This is a genomic window from Sporosarcina sp. resist (assembly GCF_014302295.1).
Classification (GTDB): Bacteria; Bacillota; Bacilli; order Bacillales_A; family Planococcaceae; genus Sporosarcina; species Sporosarcina psychrophila.
Genome location: NZ_CP060287.1, coordinates 3,351,554 through 3,371,699 on the forward strand (window position 1 = coordinate 3,351,554; position 20,146 = coordinate 3,371,699).

23 protein-coding genes are annotated in these 20,146 nt (G+C 38.4%); 11 read left to right on the top strand and 12 right to left on the bottom strand.

Annotated elements, in window-relative coordinates; genetic code table 11:
* Positions 1 to 79: 79 nt before the first annotated feature.
* Positions 80 to 1,096, top strand: a complete 1,017-nt coding sequence (locus tag H7992_RS16410) for a DUF2268 domain-containing putative Zn-dependent protease (RefSeq protein ID WP_067210925.1) — start codon at positions 80 to 82, stop codon at positions 1,094 to 1,096.
* Between the two features lie 157 nt (positions 1,097 to 1,253).
* Here H7992_RS16410 and H7992_RS16415 read toward each other — a convergent pair whose 3' ends face one another.
* Positions 1,254 to 2,276, bottom strand: a complete 1,023-nt coding sequence (locus H7992_RS16415) for an IS1595-like element ISSpps1 family transposase (RefSeq protein WP_067210926.1) — start codon at positions 2,274 to 2,276, stop codon at positions 1,254 to 1,256.
* A gap of 109 nt (positions 2,277 to 2,385) precedes the next feature.
* On the opposite strand from H7992_RS16415, the gene H7992_RS16420 reads away from it, so the two are divergent.
* The 3 genes from H7992_RS16420 to H7992_RS16430 all read left to right on the top strand — a co-directional run bounded on the left by H7992_RS16420 (position 2,386) and on the right by H7992_RS16430 (position 5,002).
* Complete coding sequence (locus H7992_RS16420; protein WP_187045303.1) at positions 2,386 to 2,925, top strand: TetR/AcrR family transcriptional regulator; 540 nt, start codon at positions 2,386 to 2,388, stop codon at positions 2,923 to 2,925.
* 234 nt (positions 2,926 to 3,159) lie between these two features.
* A complete protein-coding gene (locus H7992_RS16425; RefSeq protein ID WP_187045304.1) occupies positions 3,160 to 4,119 on the top strand; it encodes a glycine-rich domain-containing protein in 960 nt (319 codons plus the stop codon).
* A gap of 184 nt (positions 4,120 to 4,303) precedes the next feature.
* On the top strand, positions 4,304 to 5,002 hold the full coding sequence (locus H7992_RS16430) for an ankyrin repeat domain-containing protein (protein WP_187045305.1): 699 nt from the start codon (positions 4,304 to 4,306) through the stop codon (positions 5,000 to 5,002).
* A gap of 897 nt (positions 5,003 to 5,899) precedes the next feature.
* Here the strand turns inward: H7992_RS16430 and H7992_RS16435 are convergent.
* Together H7992_RS16435 and H7992_RS16440 are read right to left on the bottom strand one after the other, a co-directional pair.
* On the bottom strand, positions 5,900 to 6,430 hold the full coding sequence (locus H7992_RS16435; protein ID WP_187045306.1) for a DUF1572 family protein: 531 nt from the start codon (positions 6,428 to 6,430) through the stop codon (positions 5,900 to 5,902).
* A 187-nt stretch (positions 6,431 to 6,617) separates the two neighbouring features.
* Positions 6,618 to 6,989, bottom strand: coding sequence for a nuclear transport factor 2 family protein (locus H7992_RS16440; RefSeq protein WP_067210937.1), 372 nt, complete (start codon positions 6,987 to 6,989; stop codon positions 6,618 to 6,620).
* Between the two features lie 393 nt (positions 6,990 to 7,382).
* Here H7992_RS16440 and H7992_RS16445 point away from each other — a divergent pair, with 393 nt between their 5' ends.
* Complete coding sequence (locus H7992_RS16445; protein WP_187045307.1) at positions 7,383 to 7,964, top strand: protein-L-isoaspartate(D-aspartate) O-methyltransferase; 582 nt, start codon at positions 7,383 to 7,385, stop codon at positions 7,962 to 7,964.
* Between the two features lie 335 nt (positions 7,965 to 8,299).
* Here H7992_RS16445 and H7992_RS16450 read toward each other — a convergent pair whose 3' ends face one another.
* From H7992_RS16450 to H7992_RS16460, 3 genes are all read right to left on the bottom strand, one after another.
* Positions 8,300 to 8,596, bottom strand: a complete 297-nt coding sequence (locus tag H7992_RS16450) for an SRPBCC family protein (RefSeq protein WP_370569892.1) — start codon at positions 8,594 to 8,596, stop codon at positions 8,300 to 8,302.
* Positions 8,597 to 8,913: 317 nt separating this feature from the next.
* Positions 8,914 to 9,804, bottom strand: a complete 891-nt coding sequence (locus H7992_RS24840; RefSeq protein ID WP_187045308.1) for an NERD domain-containing protein — start codon at positions 9,802 to 9,804, stop codon at positions 8,914 to 8,916.
* A gap of 18 nt (positions 9,805 to 9,822) precedes the next feature.
* On the bottom strand, positions 9,823 to 10,044 hold the full coding sequence (locus H7992_RS16460; protein WP_187045309.1) for a hypothetical protein: 222 nt from the start codon (positions 10,042 to 10,044) through the stop codon (positions 9,823 to 9,825).
* A gap of 236 nt (positions 10,045 to 10,280) precedes the next feature.
* Here H7992_RS16460 and H7992_RS16465 point away from each other — a divergent pair, with 236 nt between their 5' ends.
* The 3 genes from H7992_RS16465 to H7992_RS16475 all read left to right on the top strand — a co-directional run bounded on the left by H7992_RS16465 (position 10,281) and on the right by H7992_RS16475 (position 12,327).
* A complete protein-coding gene (locus tag H7992_RS16465) occupies positions 10,281 to 11,069 on the top strand; it encodes a helix-turn-helix domain-containing protein (RefSeq protein ID WP_187045310.1) in 789 nt (262 codons plus the stop codon).
* Between the two features lie 219 nt (positions 11,070 to 11,288).
* Positions 11,289 to 11,648 carry a hypothetical protein gene (locus H7992_RS16470; protein ID WP_187045311.1) on the top strand — a complete coding sequence of 120 codons (360 nt, stop codon included), beginning with the start codon at positions 11,289 to 11,291 and terminating at the stop codon, positions 11,646 to 11,648.
* 223 nt (positions 11,649 to 11,871) lie between these two features.
* Positions 11,872 to 12,327: a YehR family lipoprotein gene (locus H7992_RS16475; RefSeq protein WP_187045312.1), complete on the top strand. Its 456-nt coding sequence runs from the start codon at positions 11,872 to 11,874 to the stop codon at positions 12,325 to 12,327.
* Between the two features lie 285 nt (positions 12,328 to 12,612).
* On the opposite strand, the gene H7992_RS16480 is transcribed toward H7992_RS16475, so the two are convergent.
* Positions 12,613 to 12,966, bottom strand: coding sequence for a hypothetical protein (locus H7992_RS16480; RefSeq protein WP_187045313.1), 354 nt, complete (start codon positions 12,964 to 12,966; stop codon positions 12,613 to 12,615).
* A 421-nt stretch (positions 12,967 to 13,387) separates the two neighbouring features.
* On the opposite strand from H7992_RS16480, the gene H7992_RS16485 reads away from it, so the two are divergent.
* The 3 genes from H7992_RS16485 to H7992_RS16495 all read left to right on the top strand — a co-directional run bounded on the left by H7992_RS16485 (position 13,388) and on the right by H7992_RS16495 (position 15,121).
* Positions 13,388 to 13,672 carry a nucleoside triphosphate pyrophosphohydrolase gene (locus H7992_RS16485; protein WP_187045314.1) on the top strand — a complete coding sequence of 95 codons (285 nt, stop codon included), beginning with the start codon at positions 13,388 to 13,390 and terminating at the stop codon, positions 13,670 to 13,672.
* 250 nt (positions 13,673 to 13,922) lie between these two features.
* Positions 13,923 to 14,264 carry a transposase gene (locus H7992_RS16490; RefSeq protein ID WP_187045315.1) on the top strand — a complete coding sequence of 114 codons (342 nt, stop codon included), beginning with the start codon at positions 13,923 to 13,925 and terminating at the stop codon, positions 14,262 to 14,264.
* Between the two features lie 5 nt (positions 14,265 to 14,269).
* Entirely contained in the window at positions 14,270 to 15,121 is an 852-nt protein-coding gene (locus H7992_RS16495; RefSeq protein ID WP_187045316.1) for an IS3 family transposase, read from the top strand.
* 176 nt (positions 15,122 to 15,297) lie between these two features.
* Here the strand turns inward: H7992_RS16495 and H7992_RS16500 are convergent, their stop codons facing one another.
* The 5 genes from H7992_RS16500 to pfkB form a co-directional block, all read right to left on the bottom strand.
* Positions 15,298 to 16,152 (bottom strand): Cof-type HAD-IIB family hydrolase, encoded by an 855-nt coding sequence (locus H7992_RS16500; protein ID WP_187045317.1) that lies wholly within the window; start codon positions 16,150 to 16,152, stop codon positions 15,298 to 15,300.
* Positions 16,153 to 16,224: 72 nt separating this feature from the next.
* On the bottom strand, positions 16,225 to 17,094 hold the full coding sequence (locus tag H7992_RS16505; RefSeq protein WP_187045318.1) for a class II fructose-bisphosphate aldolase: 870 nt from the start codon (positions 17,092 to 17,094) through the stop codon (positions 16,225 to 16,227).
* Positions 17,095 to 17,096: 2 nt separating this feature from the next.
* Positions 17,097 to 17,564, bottom strand: a complete 468-nt coding sequence (locus H7992_RS16510) for a PTS sugar transporter subunit IIA (protein ID WP_255428465.1) — start codon at positions 17,562 to 17,564, stop codon at positions 17,097 to 17,099.
* Between the two features lie 6 nt (positions 17,565 to 17,570).
* Complete coding sequence (locus tag H7992_RS16515; RefSeq protein ID WP_187045319.1) at positions 17,571 to 19,004, bottom strand: PTS fructose transporter subunit IIC; 1,434 nt, start codon at positions 19,002 to 19,004, stop codon at positions 17,571 to 17,573.
* 5 nt (positions 19,005 to 19,009) lie between these two features.
* A complete protein-coding gene (pfkB, locus tag H7992_RS16520; protein WP_187047933.1) occupies positions 19,010 to 19,930 on the bottom strand; it encodes a 1-phosphofructokinase in 921 nt (306 codons plus the stop codon).
* Positions 19,931 to 20,146: the final 216 nt, after the last annotated feature.

Consider the following 20,146-nt stretch of genomic DNA (forward strand, 5'->3'; position numbering starts at 1 on the left):
TGAAAGAAGAGTTTCATGTATATAAATAAAAAAACCTTCCTTTTCTACATCTATCTAAAAAAGGACATGGGGGATTAGAATGAGACGTTTGATAAACTTTTCAATTTTGTTGTTAATGGTTATTTTTATATCTGGTTGTACAGAAGTTAAAGAACAAAACAAAGGAATACAAGAAGAGGAACATGAGAAAGTGGATGATGACAATACTCCTATTGAAACCACTTACTATTTTTCATATAAAGGACAGGAATTTAAGATTATATCATTTTTTGATGAAGTGTTGGAATACGCAAGAATAATTAGTGAGAAACCTGAACTTGATAAAAATGCTATCTATACAGAGCATGTTTTGGAACCATTTAAAGATAAATCCTCTCTTCATTATTTACAGTTAGGAGTAACAAAGAATGACCCTCTTAGACCAACTTCTCAAGTAGAACAACTGAAAAAAAATACAAATGAGCTACTTAAAAAACAAGAACAAATCAATCAATGGATTGAAGAAGCAATATTGGAATCAGCTGAGCTATTATCATCGGGTTCAAATACATCAATTTATCTATTTCCAGTTAATCCTGAAAACGGGTGGACGACGTATAGTCTGAATGGAGTGGGAGGCTTTGCTTATTTTGGTGATAACGTTTTACTAATGATTGACCCTACTGCATCAAAAGAAGTTATTAAATATGCCATGGCTCACGAATATCACCATACCGTCAATATGACTTTAAACGGCGAACAAAGTGTAAATAGCGTATTAGATTCAATAATTACAGAAGGGAAAGCAGATTCTTTTGCTACTACTCTCTATCCTGAGATAAGTCCTCCGTGGATACAAACTCTACCAGAGGATGTAGCAGCTAGGGTTTTAGATGAATTACGTATAAATGGTAATTCTACTGATTATAAAATTTACAATCGGTTTGTTTATGGTTACCCAGCTAAAGATATTCCACTATGGTCGAATTACAAAATAGGTTATCAAATCAATGAAAGCTTCATTGAAAATAACCCAGATAGTTCAATATTGGAATGGACAAAAACGAATGCAGAGGAAATAGTCAGTAAAAGTAAATATAAAGATAAAATATTTTAATAAAAATCCGAAGCCAAATCATTGATATGATAATTTTTACTATATGGATTAACAATCCTGATTCAACTGTCGAGGCTTTAGCAAAAAAACAGACACCAAAATACCGAGAGTTTGGATATATTTTTCAGGCTCTTTTTTATGTGCTTTATCATTCCATTTAGAATGCAAAGTTTCTCAGTCTCAACTTATCTGCGGTTTCCCAAGTTCCATGAACACTTGCCAAGATAAGCATTTGCTTTTTCTTGCTCAAATCACTTTCCATTTTTCTATTGTCGAGGAATTGAAACCACACTAAATACAGTTGTAAATACTTTGTAGAAACACCATTGAAGCGACTTATCCATTTCTTTAAACGGGAATGGTAATTATTAATATTATTGAGGTGGTATATGCCCTTCTTTACATATTCTTTCTTACTAGCGTTTATGATGATGTGTTCCACATCGTTAGTAGATGTGTAAGATTTGTAAGAATTGTGAGCATCGGAAATAAGCACCGTATCATTCTTAAAATGCGATGTAAGGGCGTTATCAATTTGTTCCATTAGAATTCTACCTGAACCGACTCGTTTTGAAAGGGTTGTTTTGTTTCGGTCTCTAGCTACTAATACACAGACTTGTTCATTAGAAATACCTCTTTTGGTAGCAGAACCGCCACGTTTTCTTGGTTTGCGATTCGGAATAACTCTTCGTCCTTTATAACTTTCTAAGAAGTATGTTTCATCTACCTCTACTATTCCTTCAAATATACCGATACTTTCTTTTGCAAGAGCAGACAACACTTTATGCCTCCAGTAAAAAGCAGTTACATGAGTGATGCCAATTTGAGAAGCTGTTTCACGAAGTGATTGACCATTCAACATACATTCAATAAATGGAATCCATTTGTGTGCCTTTTTCGAACGATACATAGGGGAATTGGTTAAATCACAACTTAATTTATGACAGTCTTTGCACTTATAACGTTGGCGACCGTCTCGCTTCCCGTAACGAACCACTGATGTACTTCCACAATGCCGGCAATGAAAACCGTGTGAAAACTTCCTTTCTCTCAATTCACCAATTAAAGCACCTTGTTGTGAGGATGAGGGCGAGAAATGACGAGTTAGATAATGTAAAATGTATTCTTTGTCCTTATCATTTAGAGAAGAAATATTACTTATTATGTTTGTTAAAGTCATTTAAATTGCCCCTTTTGTAAGATATACAGTCAGGATATTACAAAAGAGGTCAATTTATTCAAAATCAACCACTAACTTTAACATAGCCTATAAAAAAGGAATAATTTAAATGACTTTTAAAGAAGGTTCTCGTCCCATACGTACACAGGAAATGCTTAAGGAAGCCCTACTAACACTTTTACAAGAAGGTCACTTACTACACCAAATTTCTATCCAAAAATTAACAAAGAGAGCGAATTTGAACCGGACCACCTTTTATTTACACTATCAAAATATCAATGAGTTGAAGGAACATTTGGTAAGTGATATTTTACAAGTGCTAACTGACAAAATAGAAAACTTAACTTCCATTTTTGATAGGAATCGAAAAGAGCACTTGATACAGCTATTGGATTATCTTCTTGATCAAAGAAGTTACATACTTGCTTTAGTACAGTTTGAACAAGTTGAAAAACATTTACTTTTGTTGATGAAAGATTTAATAGTAACCCGCAGAAATCAATCTAAAATTAGTGGAAGAAAAATCATTGTAGATACAGATATTAAAGCTGCCTCTATTATTGGTGTCATTATATGGTGGTTAAAAGATGGCCTATACCTGGATTCAGCGTATATCGCAGAGCAAATTAATCCCATGAATCAATCTTAATTTTATTATCTATTAAAAATATGAAATGCCAAAACATTGATTGCACAACGTTTTGGCATTGATTTAGATTCTTGATAGCAACTTGCCATGGTACCTGTGTCAGTTATAAAGACCAACAATTAACACACCCGAATAAACAAACAAATGCATTTTATGGTAAAATTACTATAAATATAAATACTCTATAATCACTTCTTACACAATAGATCAGCATTACGTAAGGGGGAAAAGTAAATGGAACCATACTTGATATTTGTAGGAGTTTTTCTTGTATTTGTATGTCCAAACCTTTTTTTGATAATGAAGGGTCAACCATACTCCTATTCAAAGAAATTGACTGCTCCGCCATGGGCAGACAAAGAGACCAAACAACTTTTCAGACAATTCAATCGCGCCTGGTCAAGGAAGATAGAGAAAACTGTAAATGTGCGTGTAAAGAATAGAAATCGTACGCTAACAGATGCCGAACTGCGAGAACAGTGGTATGAACTCAAGAAATTTCTTTTGTTAGCAGGTATCTCAAAAAGACTTCCGATGTTTTCCAAAAAGGTAGACGATATTTGGCACTTCTTTTTAGAAGAAGAGCAGCTGTATAATCAATTCTGTTTAGATTTCATTGGTGAACAGATTGAACATCACCCTCATGAAAAACCAACACTTCTTCCAAATGAACGCGCTTGGTTCGACGTGTTATATCTTTCTTTTTTCAACGTTACTTCCCGCTCGCATCTATGGGGGAAATTCGCGCAAAAAAAGAAAGAACACGCAAAATGGATAGAGCGTATAGTGAATGATCCAAAAGACATAATTGAGTCGTTTGGGCGTCACTCATCCGATGCCGCCTCGACACATACATTGGCTACCTTTCTCAATTTCGCACGACAACAAGTGATGAAGTCAAATGGAAAGCGTGTTAAACGAAAAGACGGCTATTGGTATGGTGCCTCACTATTCGCCTTTTATGAGTATGAAACAATTCAAGTGAAGAAGAAAAAAGTGACCGGTGCTTTCGCAGACGGATCACCAGGCTTTGCAACCGACTTCGATTATAAAGAAGAATGGAACGAGATTGTCACCAATGTGAATTCGTTTGAAGTGGGAACAGACGCCGGAGCTATGCCAAGTGCTCCTTCGGATGGAGGGAGCTCTGACTCCGGGAGTAGTTGTAGCTCGTGTAGTGGGTGTTCTTCGTAAGAATAAGTAAGTGGAGGGCATCTGTGCTTGACACAAAGACAAATAATTAACACACGTGAATGACCATACAATAAAACCAGACATTCGCCAATTTGTCCGATCTTCATTCTATTATTATGTAATTGTAGCGAATGATCTGAGTAGCTCCACGTGCAGGTAATTGAAATTAAAAAAGGAGCACTTTATGAAGAAGTGGTTGATTATGCTGGCTGGAAGTATTCTTATTTTACAAGGTTGCGTTACAGGTGGGAAAGGTATACCTACCGAACAGAAAAGGGAGGAAAATACATTGAACCTAGAATTACTTAATGCGGTTGAACTTAAAGATACAAATAGCGTAAGTAGACTGATTACTAAAGGGGCAAATATAAACGTAAAGGATGAAAACGGTCGTACTGCCACTATGTTAGCTACGTATAATAATGACGTCGTCACGGCAAAAGCCTTAATTAAAGCCGGTGCAGACGTCAATATCCAAGATGACATGAAAAACAATCCTTTCTTGTATGCTGGCGCTGAGGGGTACTTGGACATTCTAAAGTTAACAATCGAGGCCGGTGCTGACCCCACTATTACCAACCGATATGGAGGAACTGCTCTCATCCCTGCCTCCGAACATGGATATCTCGATGTTATCAAGGAACTTCTTACTTCGACTGATATTGATGTTAATCATGTAAATAATCTCGGTTGGACAGCCTTAATGGAAGCAATCATTTTAAATAATGGAAACCAAGTACAACAGGAAACTGTACAATTACTTATAGATAACGGAGCAGATGTAACTATTCCTGATAAAAATAATGTCACCCCTCTACAACATGCACGAAAAAAAGGGTTTAAAGAGATTGAGCAAATATTAGTAGATAGTGGTGCTATGTAACAGTATTTTTTTATTTACTCATTAATGTTTATCGCAAAAATATTATTAACGATATAATTTCATCACCACAATTTACTTAATATAACAAACACCGCTAGGATAACTCTAGCGGTGTTTGTTGTTTTTAGCTCAATATACAGGTACCACCACTGGGCTAAAATTCATTTTATAACAGGGTCCATCGGTTCCTTCCCTGTTAAAACAGAAATGTAGATTAGGTAGTCGATTACGTAGGCCTCGCCAGATTCTCCAATCTTCCATACTAACAGATACTGGCTTCCCTTCGCTAAACCTATTATCTGGATGTAGATGATCTTGTTCATATTTAAAGTTTTTATTTGTCCAGTCAAGATTCAAGTAGTAAAGAACCTCTCCAACAACCCTACAACCTTTTTCCATGTTGAGTACATCTTCAATTTCACCATCTGTGACTCTCAAATTATTTATCTGGTCGAGCATTACAATAGTAATTTCATAAACAAAGTTATTGATGTTACTCTTTATCTGTTGCAGCTTATTTGTAGTGCCAGAACATTATCAATTGCTTTTTCTCTTGTAGTTTCATCTTAGAATCTTTCATTCAAGGATGTTTTTCATCTCAAATTGGGTTGGACTCAATCTTCCAATCTTTTCACTAAACCTACAAACTTCATCTGTAAGTAATTACTCTAAAAAGTGGGTATGTACAGTTCTGGGTTGTTTCTTTCAACTGTAAGAGTCACAATCTTATACACCATTTACCCCTCCGACATTATTTTCACACTACAAAGAATACAATCACACTATTCCATTAATTATGGATACTCATAAACTATTTGTATTTACTCACAGCAATAACATGAGAAAAACACCCTGCATTTCTGTAAGGCGTCATATCTCAGTAGTCCGCCTATACTTTCATTTCCCCTTCAGCATCCTTGCCAAGTACGCGTCAGATTCGCCCTTCGGAATGCTTAGACTCTTCCACTGCTCTCCTTTAATCTGTTTTCCAATGAACATGACTTGTCCAATATGGATAGCATAATGCGCCATTTGCCGCTCAATCGCATCTATGACGGAATGTGCCTGCCCGCGAATATGAATATTCTTTTCCAAGTCTTGCTCATGCAAGCTTTCCAGCGCATCAAAAAAAACGCACCAGCCATGTTCCCAATGAGCCATCAGCTGCGCCTTTAACAATCGTTTCGTTTCGAATTCCCCATCACGATTACGGTCCGGCTTTTCACCGTCCGTCGTCAGAAAATCCGTCCACCTCGAAACCATATTTCCACTTAAATGCAGAATAAGAATCGCGATGCTGTTTGAATCGTCGTTTGACGTCCAATGAAAATCATCCTCATTCAACTGGTCGAATGTTTTTTCACCTTGCCCTTTTAACCCGATGAACCGCTCTCGAACAACTCGTAAATATTCTGTTCCAATCGACATATGGTGTTCCCCCTCTAGTTCCAAAAATCAGTTCGCTGATGTATTCGATGATAACGTGTAAGAATATTTTCACCATTGCTTAAGGCTGAATAGCCAGAAACGCATAAATTCAAAAAGCACCTACGCCAACAAGTACAGGTTCAATATCGAGAGGCGGTTTCCGGCTGGATGTTGAATAACGAGGCCATCAAAACATCCCATTCTCGTTTGGTGAATCTTCCGGCACGGGTTGGCCAACATCCCACATTTCAACAATCTTGCCTTCATGAAAACTGAAAATATGGACAACCGCTGCCCCTAGGTCCTCCACCTTCTGTTTGATGTGGGAATAAACCATCACGTTTTCTCCCTCTTCAATCGTCTGCTTCACTTCGAGCGTTTTGTTTGGGCTGATACCGTCATTCTCTTCCATCGCTTGCTTAAGCGAATCCGCATCCCCCGGGAAATATGGATTATGATGGCGGAAATCTGGGCTTACGTATTTTTTATAGGCTTCGTCAATCTTTCCAGAGACGATAAGATGTAGAAAGTCCACTGCTTGGTCTTTATGTGGTTTCATGATTTTAACATCCTTTCCTGATATCACTTCTTGATCAGCATATTATTGGTATTCTATAAAATAGCCAAATATCCTTTTCCAATTGTTTTGAAGTACGCATGCAATCCACTTAATATGCGGTCAGTCGCTTTAGAAACATCATAAAAGTTTAAACATTCACGATAGCTTCTTGCACAACGTACCTAAAATCATGTAAATGATGGGTGCGTTTCTTCCCATTTTCCTAGTTTAATTCCAGAACCATAAAGTTGCCCATAATCCATCGAAATGTTCATATTTCACCTCGATCTATGTATTTATAGGTACCGTCCGCTTACCGTTGTTTACATATATTGATTATCGGTAATGATTAGTGTGCAATGTTAGTTACTATTAAACGAGGGAGCATGGACAATGACCAATCAAAACCAAGACATAATTACCTATTTTCAAAAACTGGACCGTAGATTTTTCATGGATGTGCACAAGGAATTCGCCTATATGGACGAAGCAATTCCGATTGGGCATGAACAAACCATTTCCCAGCCTTCCCTCGTACTCGAAATGACATTGGCCCTCGATTTGCAGCCTTATTCAAAAGTGCTGGAAATCGGAACGGGTTCCGGCTTCCAGACCGCCCTACTCGCCGCCTTCTCGAACTCCGTTTATTCAATCGAACGAATTGCGGCCTTGCATGAACGGGCAAAAGCAAGATTAGAAAAGGCCGGTTTCTCCAACATCCATTTCAAGCTGGATGACGGTAGCACCGGTTGGGAAGAACACGCTCCTTACAACCGGATTATGGTGACCGCCGCTGCTACCCAGGTGCCACGCGAACTCATAGACCAACTAGGTATCGGAGGGAAAATGATCATCCCAGTAGGAACACCCCTCCTACAGGAACTCTTGCTCTTGGAAAAAGATGAAGATGGAGAAATCCATACCACAGTGTTGGATGAAGTGAGGTTTGTCCCATTGAAAGGAAAATATGAATAGGTGACAGCACCTATCCCGTATCGGTTAAAAAATAAAACGCAAAAGAAGTACCTATGCCAGACAAAAAGACAAACAATTCAAATATTAAAGTAATAATAATAAAAGTAAAGAAAAATCGCATAGGTATTGAATTGAGTTGTATTTACTGAATCGATACCTAAAATTAAGATCAATTTGTATTTCGTCGCTTCAGCAATCCTTTTTACCTTTTGGGCATGACGGGCAATAAAATGGCTCATATACTTTTCCAAAAACAAATGATTAGCTGCTTTTCCTAAAATGCCAAAAGGGGATTTATATGAGAAAGTATCTATCATGCTCGTTTCTGTGCCCCATTAAATGAATTCATGTGTATGTTTAAAAGAATGAAAGGCTCCACGAACCATGGCATCGGTGAATCTGTATGGCTTCACCATTTCAATGACTTGAGACGTTAATTTCTGTTTCATCCCTAAATGGGTCGTCTCCCAAGTAACAAAATCGCCACGCTCCATCAATCCAAACGTAATTCCTTCAATAGCTATTTGTTTCGTCAGCAACGTTTTCCCCTCATGAACTTCAACAGTTCTTGCAAGATCGAAACAAACTTGGATGGGAGCGTGGATTGAAATTTCATGTCTGATGATTGGCATGATGTCACCCTTTTCTAGTCTACCAATATTGTGACGGTTCCTATGCGCAGTGTATTTATAACAATTTAATAGGAAGCCCGTCGATGATAGCTAGTATCGGATTTCAGGTTACATTTTATGCAATTAACCAGGTGTGTCAGCGTCTATTACAAATTTTCAAAAACCCTAGCATCCATTTCTGAATACCATGGCCTTAATCATTCATATGTAGTTCTAAACATCCATCCCCCAGCCATTAAAAGAGGTACACTGTGTCAGAAAAGACGAACAAATCACACATTCGATTAATTATACTAAAATCAAACACTCCGCCGATGCTAATCCAGATTCACACTCTCCGTATTCCGGCAATCAGGATAATTACTGCAACCGTAAAATTTTCCGAATCTACCTGTCTTCAAGGTCAACTCCCCATTACACTTCGGACAAGCAGTATATAATAGTGAGGCATCAGTCTTGGACATCTTTTTCGCACTGCTTGTATGTGAACGTGCCGTCTGCTTGGCATCTTTCGCTTTTCGAATCGATTGCATGTGCTCAGCCTTGAATAGTTTCCTGTCATTTTTATATAGAGCCAAAAGTTCCGCGAGCTTTTCATTGATCCCCTTCACGGTATCCTCACTAATGTGCTGCTCCTTGTACTGACTGATTGTTGTAATAAGATCAGGGAACTGTATGACATGTGCTGAGGTGAAACCCTTATTGAATTTAAAAGTAGAGTTTGATGAAAACGCGATGATGGAATAGACATCCTGCATTTCCTCTCGTCCTATGTAGGTAAGTAAAGCTTGAACATGACCATAATTTTGCCGGATTGGATTGTACATTTTTGTTTTCCGTTTATAAATAACTTGTGTCCAATATGGTTTAAATTCATCACCAAAAATCCAACCGCTGTAATGTTTTGTTTCGATGACAAACACGCCATACACAGAGGTCACAATATGATCTACTTGCGTCAGTCCCCGCTCACCATTCGGAATATAAACATCATGGAAGACAGTGTATGCATCCCCTAATTTCCGAAGCTTGGTCTTTACAACCCACTCCCCATAATTCCCTTTAATAACCGGCATTTTCCACTGCAGGATAATCCACAAAATCACGAATAGGACGACAACCGGAAATGCAGTTGATGTAATAAGCATCTTGAGTGTAATCAAAATCCCCTCATAAAATCCCGATATCATACTATTTTCTACATTCATAATATCCCCCCAAGTTAATCACTCAGTTGTCGGCATCCGCGTCAATGTATCTACTTTTCCAACTATTACAATAATATCATATAATACGAAAATAGTTCCATAAAAATAGGTACCCGTGTCAACCATAGGAATACCCAAGTCGAATCGCTTCGTCCCGTTTCCGGGTACGTTCTTCAAAAGTAATTTCAGCGTCCATGCCCTTTGGAATATGGGACGATACAGCTTTAATTTGTCCATCACCCAGACGTCCATCCCCTATTTTATTGTTAGGTGCACGAAACTTTCATGTTTATTTCGACAATCGGATTTGTTTTATGGTGAAAAGATCTGAATTGCGTTTGAATTGCGTGGTTTCCAGACAGCCATCATTAAAGCAATAGGCGTTTTCCCCAATTGCCGAATTAAAAACTTTTTTCACAAAAATGTCCCCTTTCCCCTACTTTTCTTCTATATAAAGAATAAAGGGGATATTCTTTATGACAACTTACCTATCTGAATACGCTCACTTCACAAACAAACACGATTTAGACGCAGCAACAAGACAACATGTACTTACGCACTGGAACGATATGAACCAAACCGAGCGGGCTGTTCTTGATATGATCCGTCGCTACTCCGTTAAATACGGCGCCGCCCACTTGAAGCACGAAACAATCGAAAAGGCCATTAAGAAATCCAATGCAACTGTTCGACGCGCCATTCGCAAATTAGAAAAGCTTGAAATTATCGAACGTATTCACTATATCCGCCCAGTCATGAGCGGTCTAGGCGCTAATATTTACGTCATTAAACCTACTAATGACCAGTCGAAATTGAACACCCCAGAGAATGACGAAAAGCCTTCTAGCAGTAAGTTTGAACCCGCTAATCTACAAACCGAAGCTTTTCTTTCTAAAGCGATAAAACCTAAAGACCTTAAAAGAACGTCTCCTACGGAAATTGTGCCTACTACACTTTTCAGTAAAATGAAATCTCTTCTTTCTTCAACGATCGGAGAAAGTAAATTAGCACGTAATTTTTACGGCGTCTACCGGAAACAGTCTCTGCAAATGCTGAAATTCAGTATTCACGAAGACAAAGGAGAACTGTTCGAGCAATTAGCCATGCATGCCCTTCGTATTGCGGTTCAAACAACCAAACAGAAAAAAGTCCGGAATCTGCCCGGTTATTATTCAGGTGTTTTGCGCGAACTCATCGGCAAGGCTTTATTCAGCGAGGCTTTCATGGATTATGATGTAGCCGTTGAGGGGTTTTTCTATCGATGAAATGATCGTGCGGGTTATTGTAAGGTGCCGAAACTTTCATGTTTATTTCAGCAAACATGAAGGTTTCATGGATAGAACGACTCAGAATTATGTTTGAATTGTGTGGTGCACAGGCAACCATCACTAACGCGCGCTATTTTGCATTATACAAGTGCTTTCAGTTTAAAAAGCACTTATTAAATGTTAAAATAAGTTAATTTGGTCTGAAGGAGAGCAATTGTGAATTTATTTATGAGGTACAGGGAAGCTAGGGTCAAAAAGTTCACCAACAAGAAGTTGTATGAACAGCTAACGCTGCTAAACAACGAAAAGTCACCGGACACCAGATCGATTATGGTCATTCTTTCGGAGATTGCCCATCGAGACCCTGCGGAGTATGAGGCGGGAAAAATCGAGGCAGAAGTGGAGAAGTCCAAGCGCCATACCGTCATGGAGACGACAGACATCCTCTACCTCGAAATCAAGTACCATGAGGATTATCTCGCCAAGACGGAATCCGGGACTGCCCCATACGAGCGCAAGCTCCGGTCGGCCATGCTTAAAATCGTCCAGAAGGAATTACGACGTCGTACATTCTAGGTTAGGCTATTGCTCTAAAAAAAAGGGAAAGTCCAATCATTTATTAGCCGTTCAGTTTTGATTTACTTTGCTTTGCATAAATTACACCCCGAAATAGCTAGTCAATTGGCTCTCTGCTTTGTTGATAATTCAATATCTTTCTTAATTATCAACATTGTAGTATGGTTAATAATGGTTTCCATAAATTTAAAATGTCGAAATCTGATTTAACAGGAGTGGACTAATGAAAAAATTAATAGGAATTATATCGATTGTAGGTCTCGTTATATTTTTAACAGCATGTAGCGGTGATAAGGAAGCAACCAGAACATTTGAGTTAGAGCATGATGGTATTATGACCACAATGATCTACACAGCTAAAGGAGATAAAGTTACCATGCAAACAACTGAAAATATTATTCAATATGACTTAGTTGGTCTTGCATCAAAAGATGAAGCAAAAGAACTTTTTGCTCCTATGATTGAACAATTTCAAAATATCGATGGATTGACGCATAAACTAGAATATGATGATTCAAAAGCAGTTGAAACTTTAGCGATAGATTATGAGGTTGTCAATTTCGAAGATGTCGAGAACCTACCGGGAATGTCCTTTAGCGAAGACCCTAAAGAAAAAGGCGTTAGCATGAAAAAATCTGTTGAACTACTAGAAAGTCAAGGTTTTGCAGAAGTTAAATAGATAAATAATCAACGCACTGGGATGTTTCAGTGCGTTTCCTTATGTTTTCAAAAAGTATATGACTGTAAACTTCTCGTTTCATCTCAACCTTTTACTTGCACTGTCTTGACTGTAAAACTTTTTTCCTTTCACTATAAAATTTCACATAACAGCAGATGTTCCATCAGTAAACTGCAGCTACGTTTTTTATAGTACAACTACTCGTAAAAGGACACTTAGAAAAAAAGAAAAGTAACGCTATAGTAGCACCACTCTTCCTAACTGTTTTTTCTGTTAGACTACCCTTTAATACAGACCTGTTCCTTTTAATTGCAGCAAGGTAGTGACAATATATCTTTTTCCAAGCTCCTCATCATCAAAATTCTTTTCGTAAGAGATATGGCCTCTTTCCTTAAAAAAGGTATACCATTTTCCTTCTTCCTTAAAATAATGGAAGCCTTCAACTAGCGTATCTTTGCTTGTTGACTCACTTTGTGGGAGGCCATGGATAGAAATATATTCATATACTTCTTCATAACTTACTGTAAAAACTTCGGAATATTTACGAGTCCTCATATCTTTCACACCTAATGTTTCACAAGCAAAGACTAATGCATTCCCATAAAGCAGAATCTGTACTTGGGTTTCTTTATCAACCAACTCACTCAACTCCTCTATCTATTTTTCAATATTTCTTCTTACATGCCGCCTGTGTACCGTACAACATCAACACAATTCATAATAGTACGCATTTTCCGATGAATACAATGACTCTTACGGTGTGGTTTTTGAAATTTTATTAGATACTGAAAATAAGTAGATTATTTTAATAGAAGGAAATTTGGGGGAATTCTCGAATAAACTTTTAGTATTAATCATAGCATGTCTTTCATTAATTGGAGAAATGATTGGGGAATGGATTGAGTGGATGGGGTTACGAATCTCCGAAGAATGTTGAGCTAATAGCCGATTAATCCATTCCATCTTCTTATCAATCCGATGCATCGCAAACAACATATGCCCAACCTCCTGTGTTCAGTTAATTAGTTCATATGACGATGAACACAAGGAAATGACTATAGTGCCAACCTACAACAAACAAGTCCGCGATCGCATTCCAGAAATCATTGAAAATTCTAACAGAAAATTCACATCTCGCTTATTAACTGATGCTGAATATAGCAGTGAGATTACTAAAATAATGCACGAGGAATTAGCAGAGTATAAAGCGACTGAGGCAAACGAAGATGCAGTCGAAGAACTTGAAAAAACACGTTTGGATAAAGCGAAGAAACGCGGTGGATTTGATGAGCGTATTTTTCTGATTGAAGTAGAAGATGACTGGGGTGCGGCTAATTACTTCTAACTTAATTGGTGAAATTATAGATCTAAAAAAGAGGTACCTGTGTCAGACACAAAGATGAGCAATTCACACGTTCAAATAATCATACAAAAAATAAAGAAAAACCGCATAGGTATTAATTTTTTTGTATTATTACACAATTGCACTATATTCACTGAATAGTGTCACGCACAGTGGTCGCCCCCCTTAAAACGGACAAAATAGGGTATAGAATATACAAAGCCTTATTATTCTATTTAAAGGAGAGGTTATTATGTATATCCGGAAAAAGTTAAAAAAGCGTCGTTCAACATTTGAAACAAAATTATATGCGGTTACACAAGTGATAGAGTTCAACCGAAACAAAAGGCTTGTTGCCGAAGAAATTGGCTTCAGTGTAAATTCAGTAATTAATTGGGTCAAAACCTTTGAACAGCACGGTGAGACTGGTCTTCAATCGAAAAACCCAGACTTACTATCAGATGATAGGATTGAATTAGAACGCCTACGTTGCTTTGAGACGAAATATTATCAACAACAAGAGGAGATTGAAATTCTAAAAAAGTTCCAGGTCTTTCTCAAGGAGAACGAAAACAAAAGTCATATGATGCCATAACTTCTTTGAGAAAGGAATATTCGGTTGAAAGACTTTGCAAGACACTTGGTGTATCAAAAAGTGGGTATTATGATTACATGAAGCGCCCACAACAAGGACCATCAGAACGCGATCTTCGAGATATTAAAGCTATAAAACGAACGTATAATAAGAGCAAAGGTACTTATGGTTGTAAACATATTGCAGGAGAACTTAAAGAAAGAGGCCATATTATAAACCATAAACGCGTGGCCAGATTAATGCATGAATTGAATTTAGCATCTAAGATAAGAAAGGCAAGAATCACTAGAGAAACAAGAACAAACCTTGTTGGCCATGTTTATCCAAATATATTAAATCGAAATTTTGATGTAGATTCTCCGAATCTAAAATGGGTTATGGACCTCACCGAAATCAAAGCAGAGGGCGCAAAACTGTTCATTTCAGCTATTGTTGATTTGTTCAATCGAGAACTAATTGCGCTGGCTGTTGGTTCCAGGCCGATTTATGAGCTAGTGGAAGCTACTATTCATATGGCAATGAACGAACGTGATCTTCAGTCAATGAAAGGCATTCTCTTCCATACCGATCAAGGAAGTGTCTTTACATCACTTCAGCACCATAAGAAATCAAAGGAACTTGGCTTTACGCCAAGTATGTCGAGAAAAGCAAACTGTTGGGACAACGCGGTCATTGAAAGTATCTTTTCTCACTTCAAAACCGAATTTGATTTTCATTATCCTTTGAATAATTATGCACAGGCTAAAATCGACTTACTGGCCTTCCGCAACTACTTTAACGATGAGAGAAGCCAAAAACGTTTAGGGTATAAGACACCTAAAGCCTTCTTGGAAGCGCACTTGTTACCTCAAAGCTAGTATTTAACTGCGTCCGATATATAGGGGGCAAACCACAGGTACCTAACATTATGCCTTACACACTGTACTGATGTAGTAGATATCAGCGATCTATCCGGAAAGTACCAGCGTAGACGCATTTCTCATGGTAGCCGAAGCGCGATCGATTGAGATTCTTTATTTCAATATATAAGGTATCAACTGAGAACATATTTCCGGAGTGCTTCGGCTACACCATTTTCATCATGATGGATTGTTATATACGTACTTTGCTTTTTAACCGCTTCTTCTGCATTTTCCATTGCAATGCTCGTTCCTGCAATTTCGAACATGGATAGATCATTCAAATTATCACCAATGGTAACCGTTTCTTTAATTGAAATTCCCAAGTAGTCCGCAAAAAATAGAAGTGCATTTCCTTTGCTTGTTTCTGGATGTCCAATTTCAAGTTTCGCTTTACCAGAAGTCGTAAGTGAAATATCTTCTCGTCCCATTAGTTTCCCCTGAAGATTTACCATTTTATTCATATCAAACGTGAGAACAAAGAGCTTGTACACCTCCAGTTCGGTGAATTCGATATTTTGAAAATCTGTAAAATACTGCAAACCATATTGATTGTATTGAATCTCAATTTCAGTAGTTATTTGTTCCAGCGAGAAATCAATCGCCTTCAATTGATTTCCTTCAATTTCTTTGTACAATAAATCCCTACCCTCTTGTAGGATAAAGACACCTTTATTCGTATAAATCTCAAAATAGAAGTGGTTTTTTTCCAGCAGTTCCTGCATTTCCGTCAAAACAATTGCCGGAATCACTAGGTTTTTAAGTGAATTTCCCTCATGGAAAACAACAGCCCCATTGCCAGTAATCATTGGACATTCTAGCCCAGCATTTTGCAGAATTCGTTTCGTGTCGTGTAGTGATCGTCCCGTAGCAATCGTGATCACATGCCCCTGCTCCTGCGCCTCATTAATCGCTTTTACATTCTCCCCACTAATCGTACTGTCTTTTGACAGCAATGTTCCATCTAAATCGATTGCAACTAATTTCATTTAAATCCCTTCCTTTTTAAATTACTAACAGACCTTCTCTAATAAGATGGGAGAAGGTCTGTTTAATGATTCTTATACGAATGCGGGAACGACTTTTCCTTCGCTTCCTACCATTCTAATTTTGGATTTCGCCATTTCTTTTGCAGCTTCTTTTGCTTTTTGTAAATATGCACGTGGGTCTAGCGCATCTGGATCATCAAGGAAATGTTGACGAATTGCCTCTGAATAAGCATTTTTTAATTCTGTCGATACATTTACTTTTGCCATTCCTAAAGATACACAGTGACGAACCTCTTCTTCAGGAATTGCTGAGCCACCATGCAGCACAAGCGGGACATCCACAAGTTCTGCAATCTTGGCGATACGATCAAAATCAATCTTAGGTTTACCCTTGTAAATACCATGAGCTGTGCCGATCGCTGGTGCTAACGTAGGTACGCCAGTCAGTTCAATAAATTGTTTGCACTCTTCAGGAACTGCTTTTTCTGCATCTTCTTCCGCAACAACAATGTCATCTTCCACGCCGCCTACTTTTCCAAGTTCAGCTTCCACATTCACTCCAAGTGATTTCGCAAGATCCATTACCTTTTTTGTTTCTGCGACATTCACTTCGAATGGATGCATAGATGCGTCTATCATAACTGATGTATAACCTGCGCGAATCGCTTCTTTGATCACTTCGAAATTTGTGCAATGGTCCAAATGTAAACCTGTAGGAATATTATAATACTCAGAAGCCGCTTTTGCGACCGCAACAATATTTTCTGCACCTAGAGATGTGACCGTGCCCACTGTCGTTTGCAAAATCACTGGAGATTTCAGTTCGGCCGCTGCCTCAAGCACCCAAAAAATGCTATCGAATGAGTGTACATTAAATGCAACAATTCCGTGCTTATCTTGTTTTGCTTTCTCAAGCATTGGTGTGGTAGATATAAGTGCCATTATTAATTTCCCCCGCTTTCCGTAAGTGTATTTCCAATTAGTTCAGCAAGAGACTCATTTGTTTTTGCATCCAACAATCCCTGTCGTTTATCCTCATTCATAAGCATACGTGATAAAGAAGCTAAAGCTTTCAAATGCGTTGTGCCCGCTGCCGTTTTCGGTATAAGAAGTGATAGGAAAAAGAACGCTGGTTGATCGTCAAATGATTCCCACTCAACTCCATTTTCAGTACGGACAATGACGATTGCAGGCTTTACTATCGCTTCCGCATGTGTGTGAGGAATTGCAAATCCGTCTTGGAATCCAGTTGTACTTTGCTGTTCACGGACATGTAACCCTTCTACCACTTCTTGTGCTGATGTAGCAATTCCATTTTGGACAGCAACATCTGCTATCGTTTTAAAAACTTCTGACTGGGATGTTGCATTCACGTTTAATTGAATGAATGATGGTTGAATCAAATTATTCATGATGAATCACTCCTCTACTGGTTTATTTCCAGCTAATTTTTTACGATATAATCCATAAAGTACTGCACCGACAAGTGAACCCACCAAGATGGAGAATACCCATTGGATAGCGCCTGTTACAACGGGAAGCACTAGGAATCCTCCGTGTGGCGCAGGGACTTGCACGCCGAACGTATACGTCAATACAGCTGCAATCGATGATCCAAGCATAATAATTGGAATAACGACGAGCGGATTTTTAGCTGCAAAGGGAATCGCTCCTTCTGTGATATGAGTTGATCCAAGAATAAAGTTAACTGCACCCGCATTTTGTTCTTCTTTTGTAAAGTATTTACGGAAAAATACAGTTGCAAAGGCAATAATAAGTGGCGGTGCAATACAGGCTGCTGATACACCAGCCATGAAGTAAAGATTTCCTTCCGCAAGCAGTGCGGTACCTGTTAGATAGGCTGCTTTGTTAAAGGGTCCACCCATGTCAAACCCAGACATAGCTCCTACTATAATACCAAGAATAAGTGGATTCGATGATTGAACAGATGCAAGGAAGTTTGTCATTCCTTCATTTAAACCGGCAACCGGTATAAGTAGTGGTGTCATGACAATACCAATCAGAAAAATACCAAGTACCGGATACAAGAAGATTGACTTTAATCCGTCAAGCGATTTCGGCATGCGCTTTAATAGTCTTTGTAGGAGGATAATTGTATATCCCGCTATAAAACCGGCAATAATTCCACCAAGGAAACCCGCCCCAGCTTGGTCCGCCAGTAGTCCTCCTATAAAACCAACCACCATACCAGGACGTTTCGCGATTGACTCAGCGATAAATGCAGCAAGAATTGGTACCATTAAACTGAAGCTCAATCCACCGATTTTCTTTAAAAATGCAGCGAATTCATTATACTGCTCGTGATCCGGATCTGCCGAATAAATCCCGAACAAGAATGATAGTGCTATTAACACGCCACCGCCTACAACGAACGGTAGCATATAAGACACACCATTCATAAGATCCTTATAAATTGAATGCACCCATTTACCGCTTCCTCTTGACCCAGTAGCTGAAGATTTCCTTACTGACGAGGACCCATATCCACCCATATCAGCACCGCTAACATAATGTATAGGCGCTTCTTCATTTACAATTTTAGTAATTAACTCTTCTGGTTTTCGTATCCCTTGGGCAACTGGAACTTCGATTAGCCGCTTGCCGTGGAAACGGTCTGTATCAACGTTTTTATCCGCTGCAACGATAACACCATCAGCTTCGCGAATATCTTCCTCTGTTAAATTGTTCTCAATTCCAACTTGGCCATGGGTTTCAATTTTAATATCAACACCCATTTTTTTAGCTGCAATTTTTAATGCTTCAGCCGCCATGAATGTATGGGCAATGCCTGTTGGACAACCAGTGGCGGCAACTATTTTCTTACGTGTCATATTATTCACCCCTTATAATTTGTAATGGTTACTTGTTTGAGAAGATCAGGTATATCTTTTAAATCACTAAGTCCTTTAGAAAATGCCGTCGAAGCTCCTACTGCAACCGCTTGTGAAAGTGCATCTCCAATCGTCCTATCTTGCAATCGCTTACCAATAAACGTCGCAAGCATCGAATCCCCTGAACAAGCCGTATTCACAACTTTTCCTTGCGGAGATGTGACTTTCAATAAATCATCCTGCGAAAAGTAAAGCGCACCGTTCTTTCCCCTTGATATAATTACTTGTTGCGCCCCTCGCTGTAAGAGCTCATTCCCACATTCGATTAGTCCCTCTTCTGAAAGCGGTTTCTTTTTTTTCAAAATGTCAGCAACTTCTTCTTCATTTGGTTTCAATAAAAAAGGTCTATATATTAATGTGTCAGCAACCGTATCTACACTTGTATCAAGAACTAATTGGATACCTTGTGTTTGACAAGTTTTGGCGATGTCAACGATGATTGAATCAGGTACACCTTTCGGTAAGCTGCCTGACAAAACAAGCATACTTCCTGTAGGTATCTCCTTAATTTTATTCAATAGAAGCTTCTGCTCCGCTAGCTGAATGACTGGTCCTTGATTTACTATTTTATATTCTTCAGTTGAGTTTATAAACACATTCACACGTGTAATGCCATCCACTTCAACAAAATCAGTTTGAATATCCATTTCACGAAGAGAATCCTCGATGTATTTACCAGTAAATCCAGCAATAAATCCTAACGCTACACTTTCAATCCCCAATCGCTTAAGCATGATTGATACGTTGACACCTTTTCCATTTGGTTGGTAATCTTCGTCGAACGTACGGTTTACACTATCCGGTATTAGCTCTTCAAGCTCGACATATAAATCAATCGCAGTATTCAAGGTACATGTGTATATCACGGTTTCACCTTCCTTCTGTTGTTGTTGAAACAAGTATCCCATACTCCATTATGAAAATGTTTTCAGAATATGTAAAAGTCTTTACGAAAAAACAAAAGTGCAAGCGCCTAGCCCCAGCAAGCCTGAAGCGACTCGGGGGCTAGGCGCTGGAGTTAAGAATTGAAATATCTATATCAAAAGTTCCTCACAAGTCAAGTATTTTATAATTTCCTGCAA